The 1,113-nt window shown below is 56.6% G+C and carries 1 pseudogene; it reads right to left on the bottom strand.

Going from position 1 to position 1,113, the window contains the following annotated elements:
- Positions 1 to 126: 126 nt before the first annotated feature.
- A pseudogene (locus VSR34_RS37970) lies at positions 127 to 723 on the bottom strand (reverse transcriptase N-terminal domain-containing protein); the annotation flags it as partial.
- Between the last annotated feature and the right edge of the window lie 390 nt (positions 724 to 1,113).

Here is a 1,113-nt window from a genome sequence, read left to right as displayed (position 1 = left end):
TCGGCCTCACAGCGCTTTAAAAAGGTTGATTCGCGTTGAAATTGCACAATGCGAAAGATTTAGCGGCAGTGGGCGCGTAAATCGTGGAAGGCCGCTGCCCGTCGAGGGGTATTTCCGCAACCTGTTAAGCCATCGTCGCAGGACCACCTTATCCATCGGAATGTGTTGAAGAATCCAGTCGTGACTAAAGTTATCGAAACAACCACGAATATCTCCCTCTAAAACCCACTCTGGCGACTTACGTTTGGCCAGAGTGGTGAAACAACATTCAATAGCATCGGCAGTCGAGCGTTTGGGCCGGAACCCGTACGAGTTTGGATCCGCCAAGGTCTCCGCTATGGGCTCCAACGCGAGCTTCCATAGTGCCTGCATTGCTCTGCACAGCATGCGGGGAATTCCGAGCGGACGCTTCTTGCCATTGCTCTTAGGGATGTAGACGCGTCGAAGCGGCAACGCACGATAACCGTGGTGTTGCATTGCTTCCATCCCTTTCCATCTGGCCGCCGGGGTCAACCAGAGCTTGCCATCGACACCCGACGTTCTCTTGCCGCGATTCTCTGTCATTCGCTTCACGGCTAGCATCTTGCCGCTGTGCGAGCGGGTCAGCAGACGCTGCAGGGCTTTTACCTTGCCCCATCTGCCTTCCTTGGTTGCCTTGGCGATACGCACCTGGAGCCGTTTCACCTCATCCTTGATGCGAGGCCAATCGGCCTGAAGCCACATCTCGGTGGGGCGCGAGGGTGCACCAGCCCCGATTGCCTCTGCTTGCGCAGTGCCCCCAGTTGCCGTCATCTGCCTTCCCTCGTATAACGATTAATCAAGTTCTCTCGCCATGAATGACCACGCGGAAGTCAGCCCGCTTTCGCGTCGGGCGATGTTTCAGCCCGTATCTTGGCCATTACAGCCAGGCGTTCGCTTTTTCCGCAATCCTCTACCCGCAGCACTAACAGCGTTCCTCGCGGTCCGCCTGCCGTTGCCGGCAGCACTACGGGCTGATATGATTTTCCGTGTCAAGCGGCTCAGTGGTTTTCGGTTTTCGCATAGGGTACGTCCAGTTTCCTGAGGGCGGCGCAGCAGTAACATCGACGGTGTATCACGCTGATATGCGCGGGT

Source organism: Paraburkholderia sp. JHI2823, assembly GCF_038900695.1.
Lineage (GTDB): Bacteria > Pseudomonadota > Gammaproteobacteria > Burkholderiales > Burkholderiaceae > Paraburkholderia > Paraburkholderia mimosarum.
The sequence above is the reverse complement of the archived record's forward strand: the minus strand, read 5'-3'. Positions and strand labels throughout refer to the sequence as shown.